The organism is Streptomyces sp. ID05-26A (genome assembly GCF_033794685.1).
In the GTDB taxonomy this organism is placed as follows: domain Bacteria; phylum Actinomycetota; class Actinomycetes; order Mycobacteriales; family Pseudonocardiaceae; genus Lentzea.
Genome location: NZ_JARAYZ010000006.1, coordinates 458,540 through 465,925 on the forward strand (window position 1 = coordinate 458,540; position 7,386 = coordinate 465,925).

General features: G+C 70.6%; 6 protein-coding genes and 1 rRNA gene. All 7 read right to left on the minus strand.

The genetic code is table 11. The annotated features are described in order from the left end of the window. Positions 1 to 14 precede the first annotated feature (14 nt). A complete protein-coding gene (gene recN / locus PV646_RS39630) occupies positions 15 to 1,784 on the minus strand; it encodes a DNA repair protein RecN (protein ID WP_500347695.1) in 1,770 nt (589 codons plus the stop codon). Between the two features lie 92 nt (positions 1,785 to 1,876). Beyond that, positions 1,877 to 2,767 carry an NAD kinase gene (locus tag PV646_RS39635; protein ID WP_500347697.1) on the minus strand — a complete coding sequence of 297 codons (891 nt, stop codon included), beginning with the start codon at positions 2,765 to 2,767 and terminating at the stop codon, positions 1,877 to 1,879. Beyond that, a complete protein-coding gene (locus tag PV646_RS39640; protein ID WP_500347699.1) occupies positions 2,764 to 3,561 on the minus strand; it encodes a TlyA family RNA methyltransferase in 798 nt (265 codons plus the stop codon). Before PV646_RS39640 ends, PV646_RS39635 begins: the two co-directional genes overlap by 4 nt. Before the next feature lie 6 nt (positions 3,562 to 3,567). Then, positions 3,568 to 3,735, minus strand: coding sequence for a hypothetical protein (locus tag PV646_RS39645; protein WP_191300801.1), 168 nt, complete (start codon positions 3,733 to 3,735; stop codon positions 3,568 to 3,570). 4 nt (positions 3,736 to 3,739) lie between these two features. Continuing rightward, complete coding sequence (locus PV646_RS39650) at positions 3,740 to 4,534, minus strand: HAD-IIA family hydrolase (RefSeq protein WP_500347701.1); 795 nt, start codon at positions 4,532 to 4,534, stop codon at positions 3,740 to 3,742. Next, positions 4,531 to 7,197 carry a hypothetical protein gene (locus PV646_RS39655; RefSeq protein WP_500347703.1) on the minus strand — a complete coding sequence of 889 codons (2,667 nt, stop codon included), beginning with the start codon at positions 7,195 to 7,197 and terminating at the stop codon, positions 4,531 to 4,533. Before PV646_RS39655 ends, PV646_RS39650 begins: the two co-directional genes overlap by 4 nt. Before the next feature lie 92 nt (positions 7,198 to 7,289). Next, positions 7,290 to 7,386, minus strand: a 5S ribosomal RNA gene (gene rrf, locus PV646_RS39660); the annotation flags it as partial.

Here is a 7,386-nt window from a genome sequence, read left to right on the forward strand (position 1 = left end):
CGCGACCGGTCCCGTCAGCTCTTCTTCTTGCGGCGCCGTACCACGGGAGCGCTGGACTTGTCGGCCTTGGCCGCGGCCAGCAACTCCTCGGCGTGGGCACGGCCGGTGTCGGTCGAGTCCATGCCCGCGAGCATCCGGGCCAGTTCGACCACCCGCTGCGTCTCGTCGAGCTTGCGCACGGCGGAGCGCGTGAACGTCCCGTCCGCGGACTTGTCGACCACCAGGTGCCGGTCGGCGAACGCGGCCACCTGCGGCAGGTGCGTCACCACGATCACCTGGTGCGAGCGGGCGAGGCGGGCCAGCCGGCGGCCGACCTCGACCGCGGCCCGGCCACCGACACCGGCGTCGACCTCGTCGAACACCAGCGTGGGCACCGGATCCGAGTGCGACAGCACCACTTCGAGCGCCAGCATCACCCGGGACAGCTCACCACCGGAAGCACCCTTGTGCACCGGCAGGGCTGGCGCCCCGGGGTGCGAGATCAGGCGCAGCTCGACGTCGTCCACCCCGGACGACCCGGCGTGCAGGATCGACCGGCCGACGGGCAGCGCCTGGGCGTCGTTCGCCTCGGCGTGCCGGGGACGGACGGCCAGCTCGACGGAGGCGTGCGGCATGGCGAGCCCGTCGAGCTCCTCCGTGACGGCCTTGCCGAGTTCCAGGGCGGCCTCGACGCGGGCGGCGGTGACCTGGGCGGCCAGCGTCGCGAGCTCCACGGCCAGCTCGTCACGACGGGAGGCCAGGCCGGTCAACGCCTCCTCGGACGTGTCCAGCCCACCCAGCCTCGTCCGCGCGTCCTCGGCCCAGGCGATCACGCCGTCGACGTCCGCGGCGTACTTGCGGGTCAGCGCCTTCAGCTCGGCCTGGCGCTGCAGCACGGACTCGAGACGACCGGGGTCGGACTCCAGGTGGTCCAGGTAGCCGGAGATCTCGGCACCGACGTCGGCCAGCAGCGTCGCCGCCTCGACCAGCCTCGGTTCCATCTCCCGCAGCTTCGGGTCCTCCGACGCGGACAGCCTGCGGGCCGCCTCGGAGATCAGCCCGAGCGCGCCGGGGTTCTCCGGGTCGCCCTCCAGCGAGCCCGACACGGCGAACTGCGCGCCCTGGGCCGCTTCACGGAGCTGGTCGGCGTCCGCGAGCCGGCGGGCCTCGTCGTGCAGTTCGGCGTCCTCGCCCAGCTTCGGGGCGACGGAGTCGATCTCGGTCAGGCCGTGCCGCAGCAGGTCGGCTTCTCTGGCCAGCTCACGGGAACGCTCCGTGCGTTCCTTGAGCTCCGCCGAGACGCGCAACCACTCCTCGCGCACGGACTGGTACTTGCGCAACGGCGCACCCACGTCGTCGCCGGCGAAGCGGTCGAGCACACCACGCTGCTCGGTGGGCCGCATGAGCCGCAGCTGGTCGTTCTGACCGTGGACGGCGATGAGCTGCTCCGCCAACTCGGACAGCACGCCGACCGGCACGGAGCGGCCACCGACGTGGGCGCGCGAACGGCCGTCGGAGCCGACGGTGCGGATCGCGATCAGCGAACCGTCCTCGTCCGCCTCACCACCGACCTCCTCCGCCACCTTCGCGGCAGGGCTGCCCGCCGGAGCCTGGAAGCGGCCCTCGACCACCGCTTTGTCGGCTCCGGTACGCACCCGCGAAGCCTCTGCTCGGCCACCGCCCAGCAGGTGCAACCCGGTCACGACCATGGTCTTGCCCGCGCCCGTCTCACCAGTGACTACGGTGAACCCGGGGTCCAGTTCAAGGGTGGCCTCGTCGATCACGCCAAGGCCATTGATGCGCATCTCGGCCAGCACAGGGCGAACCTTACTTGTCGAGTCCGACAATTCCTCGCGGGCACCATAACGAGCGAGTGCCGACGCACCGAGCGGCGCGGTCAGCCTGCCGATGGTCCCCGCCATCCCTTCACCGGCAGGTCGAACTTCTCGACCAGCCGGTCCGTGAACGGTGCCTGGCGCAGCCGCACGAGCCTGAGCGGCATCTCGCCCTCCACGATCTCGATCCGCGCGCCCGCGGGCAGCTCGAACGTGCGCCGCCCGTCCGCGGACAGCGCCGCCGGATGCCCGGTCGCCTCGATCTCGAACGCCACGTGCGACTTCGGCGAGACGACCAGCGGGCGGGCGAACAGCGCGTGCGCGTTGCTCGGCACCACCAGGATCGCCTGCACGTCCGGCCACACGACCGGTCCGCCCGCGGAGAACGCGTACGCCGTCGACCCCGTCGGCGTCGCGCACAGCACGCCGTCGCAGCCGAACGCCGACACCGGACGTCCGTCGACCTCGACGACGACCTCGAGGATGCGTTCGCGGATCAGCTTCTCGACGCTGACCTCGTTGAGCGCCCAGGTCTTCACGACGACCTCGCCGCCGACCGTCGCCACGACGTCGAGCGTCATGCGCTCTTCCACGAAGTAGTCGCGTTCCAGCACGTGGCCGACCGCCTCGTGCACCGCGTCCGAGTCGGCCTCCGCGAGGAACCCGACCCGGCCCAGGTTGACGCCCAGCACCGGCACCCGTGCCGGACGCGCGAGCTCCGCGCCCCGCAGGAACGTGCCGTCGCCGCCGAGCACCAGCACCAGTTCGGTGCCCTCGGCGGCGTGGTCGTCGGCGGGCACGACCTTGGTGCAGCACGACGGGCCGAGGTCACGCGCCTCGTCGTCGAGCACCCTCGTCGTGACGCCCCCGACCGCGAGACGGCCGGCCACCTGACGGGCGAGATCGATGTTGCTCTGGTGACCGGTGTGGACGACCAGCAGGACTTCCCTCATTGGGGCCCTTCTTCGACGGCGGTGCGCACCATCTCTGTCGCATCAGCGGGTTCGCCTTTGCGCAGCCAGAGGAAGTATTCGACGTTGCCGGACGGGCCGGGCAGCGGGCTCGCGACGACCCCGTGCACGGCCAGCCCCAGTTCGGCCGCCGCCTTGGTCACGTCGAGCACGGCTTCGGCACGCAGCTCCGGGTCGCGCACGACGCCACCGGAGCCCAGACGTTCCTTGCCGACCTCGAACTGCGGCTTGACCATCGGCAGCAGATCGCCTTCCTCGTCGAGGCACGCGGCCAGTGCGGGAAGCACAAGCCTCAACGAGATAAACGAAAGATCGGCCACCACGAGTTCAACTTTGCCGCCGATGTCCTCGGGCGTGAGGGTGCGGACGTTGGTCTTGTCCTTCACCACGACCCGGTCGTCGGTCTGCAGCTTCCAGTCCAGCAGACCCCTGCCGACGTCGGCCGCGACGACCTGCCGCGCGCCTTTGCGCAGCAGCACGTCGGTGAAACCGCCAGTGGATGCGCCGGCGTCCAGGCAACGCCTGCCGGTGGGGTCGATCTGGAAGCCGTCGAGCGCGCCGATGAGCTTGTGCGCGCCGCGGGAAGCCCAGTTCGGGTCGTTGCCGCTGTCCTTGACGACGACCGCGTCGGAGGTCTCGACGGCGGTCGCGGGTTTCGTCGCGACGGTGCCGCGGACCTTCACGCGACCGTCGGCGACGAGTTGGCTGGCGTGCTCACGGGACCTGGCGAGCCCCCTGCGCACGAGTTCGGCGTCGAGCCGCACCCTGCGAGGCACTGTGCATCACACCTTGTCGATGCTCGACAGTGCGTCGGTGAGCGTCGCGTGCACGGCGTCGAACCGGCCCACGTGCTCCTCCAGCGGAACGTTCTCGAGCCCGTCGAGCCGCTCCAGCGCGCCTTCGATGGCGTCGGCCGGGTTGGGCGGCGGTCCGGGCAGGGGGTAGCTCACGGTCTTACGGTAGCCGATGCAGTACCGACAGGTCCGCGCCGACATACGTGGGCCTTTGCTCATCCGGAAGCGCTTGCGCCTCCTGCTCGGTGGACACACCCGTGAGCACGAGCAGGGAGTCCATCCCCGCGTTGACCGCGCCCAGGATGTCCGTGTCGAGCCGGTCGCCGACGACCAGCGGCCGGTGCGCGCCGAGGTCCTTCGCCGCCTGCTGCAGCAGCGGGATGGCGGGCTTGCCGGCGACGAGCGGCTCCTGGTCCGTCGCGGCCTTGAGCGCCGCGACGAGGCTGCCGTTGCCGGGCAGCAGTCCGCGTTCGGTGGGCAGGGTGGCGTCGACGTTGCACGCCACCCACAGCGCGCCGGCGCGGATGGCCACAGCGGCCTCGGCCAGCTCACGCCAGCCGAGGTCCATGCTGAGGCCTTGCAGGACCGCCACCGCGCCTTCGGCGGTGTCGGTCGGGACGAGTCCGCGCTTGAGCACCTCGGCCTGCAGGGCCTTGGTGCCGAGCACGAGCACGGTGGAGCGCTTCGGCAGGCGTTCGGCCAGCATGGCCGCGCCCGCCTGCGAGGAGGTGCTCACCTCGTCGACCGTCGTCTCGAAGCCGAGCTCGACGAGGTGATCGGCGACCATCTGCGGTGAACGAGAGGCGTTGTTGGTGACGTACCGGATCCCGACGCCCTTGCTTCTGGCCGCCGCAATCGCTTCGGCGGCCCCTGGCACGGCTTCGTTCCCGCGGTAGACGGTGCCGTCGAGATCGATCAGCAACGCGTCGTACCTGTCGACCAACGTCTCGCTCACTGCTCCGGGGTCTCCTCCTGGGTCAGCTCGAACGCGCGCTCGGCGGCGTCCGTCTCCCCTTCGTCGTCAGCCTCGGCGGCGTTGAGGAACCACTTGACGGCTTCCTCGATGCGACCGGCCGCGGCCAGGTTGTCGGCGTAAGCGTAGAAGAGCCGCGCGGAGTAGGGAGAACGCTGCCCCGGGTCGAGGTCGGGACCCTGCAACGCCACGACCGCGGCGTCGAGCTGTCCCATGTCCCGGCGAGCACCGGCCGCGACGATCCGCAGCTCGATCTCGTCCTCCTGGCTGAGGTCCTTGACCGCAGGGTCCTTGGCGAGGTCGATGGCCCGCTCCGGCCGGCCCAGGGCCCGCTCGCAGTCGGCCATGATCGCCAGGTGGCCCGGTCCGGTCATCATCCGGCGGGCGGCCCGCAGCTCGCTGAGAGCCTCGGCCCACTCGTCCGCGAAGTACGCGGTCAACCCGGCCGCCTCACGCACGACACCGACACGGGCGGCCTTGCTCCGCGCGTACCGCGCGTGCTCCAGCGCCAGCTGCGGGTCCTCGTCGATCAGCAGCCCGGCCGCGGCCAGGTGCCTGCCGATGATCTCGGCAAGCCCCTTGGGCAGGCTGCGCAGCTCGAGCTTGATCTCCGGGTCGAGCAGCGACAGGTCGGCTTCCTCGGGAAGCTCGGGCCGTCCACCACGGGGCGCGGGCGCCTCGTCGAGCGGCTCGGCGTCACCGGGGGTCTCGTCCGAGACCTCAGCCGCAGGGGCCTCGGTCTCCGCACCCTGGCCCGCGTCGCCTTCGGCGTCGTCGGCCTCGGTCTTCGGCTCGGCCTCAGCAGCAGCGCCAGTCGTGGCAGCGGTCTTCGGTTCGGCCTGAGCAGAGGTGTCCGTCGCGGCAGCGCTCTTCGGCTCAGCCTCAGCGGCGGTCTCGGTCGCGGTCTCACGGCCGGCCGCGGCACGCGTGGCGGCGGCGCCGTCACCCAGGCGGTACCCGGCACGCTCGGCGGCCGGGGTCACCGCAGCGGCACCCGCCACGTCCTGGCCGGTGGCCTCGACGCCGGAGGTGCTGTCCTTGGCGGCGCCACCCTGGTCGGACTGACGGTCCTGGAATCGCGCCGCACGCTCACGGCTGCGCTCGTCACGACGGTCGTCCTTGCGGTCGTCGCGCGGCGGAGCGGAACGCTCGTCCTTGCGGTAGCCACCACGGTCACCGGAGTCGCTCTTGCGGTAGCCGCCGCGATCGCTGGAACCACCACGGTCGTTGGAGCCGCGGTAGCCACCACGGTCGCTCGACTCGCTCTTGCGGTAACCACCGCGGTCACTGGATCCACCGCGATCGCTGGAACCGCGGTAACCACCACGGTCGCCCGACTCGCTCTTGCGGAACCCGCCACGGTCGCTCGACCCCTGGCCGCGGTAGCCACCACGGTCGTTGGAGTCGTCCTTGCGGTAACCGGGACGGTCGCTGGAACCACGGTAGCCACCGCGATCGCTCGAACCGCCACGGTCACTCGAACCACTGCGATCGCTGGAGCCGCGGTAGCCACCACGGTCACTCGACTCGCTCTTGCGGTAACCACCGCGATCGCCGGAGTCGTCCTTGCGGAAGCCGGGACGGTCGCTGGAACCCCGGTAACCGCCACGGTCACCGGAGTCGCTCTTCCGGTAGCCGCCACGGTCGCTGGAACCACCACGGTCGTTGGAACCGCGGTAACCACCACGATCACCAGACTCGCTCTTGCGGTAACCACCGCGATCGCCCGAGTCGTCCTTGCGGAAGCCGGGACGGTCGCTCGAGCCCCGGTAGCCACCACGGTCACTCGAACCACTGCGGTCGCTGGACCCGCGATAGCCACCACGGTCGCCAGACTCGCTCTTGCGGTAACCGCCGCGATCGCCGGAATCGTCCTTGCGGAACCCAGGGCGGTCGCTGGAACCCCGATAACCGCCACGGTCACCGGAGTCGCTCTTGCGGAACCCACCGCGATCACTCGAACCGCCACGGTCGCTGGAACCGCGGTAACCACCGCGGTCACTCGACTCGCTCTTGCGGTAGCCACCGCGATCGCCCGAATCGTCCTTGCGGAAGCCGCCACGGTCGCTCGACCCCTGGCCGCGGTAACCACCACGGTCGTTGGAGTCGTCCTTGCGGAAGCTCGGACGGTCGCTGGAACCGCGGTAACCACCACGGTCACTCGACTCGCTCTTGCGGTAGCCGCCGCGGTCGCTGGAACCCTGCCCGCGGTAACCACCACGGTCGTTGGAGTCGTCCTTGCGGAAGCTCGGACGGTCGCTCGAGCCCCGGTAGCCACCGCGGTCACTCGAGCCCTGGCCGCGAGAGCCGCCACGGTCGTTCGAGTCGCTCTTGCGGTATCCGCCGCGATCGCTGGAGCCACCGCGGTCGTTCGAACGGCCACCGCGGTCGCCCGAATCGTCCTTGCGGTAGCCGCCACGGTCGCTGGAACTCTGGCCGCGGTAACCGCCGCGATCGCTGGAGCCGGCGCGGTTGTCTCGACGGTCACCACTCGTGGAGCGGTCGCCGGAGCCTTCACCACGCGAAGAGTTGTTGTTGCTGCTGCTGAACTTGCGATCGCCTGATGGACGGCCACCGTCGGAATGGCGCGGTCGGTCTCCCTGGCCACGCTGACGGTCGCCGGGACGATCCCCGAACCTAGACACCAAATCCTCCTACTATGGACACGCTGAAAGGGGCCTGTGATCGACGCACTGTAATTGTGCCCCGCGATCACAAGCCCCTTCAGGGAAGTAAAGTTCGGCGGCGACCTACTCTCCCACACCGTAACCAGTGCAGTACCATCGGCGCAGAAGGGCTTAACTACCGGGTTCGGAATGGGACCGGGTGTTTCC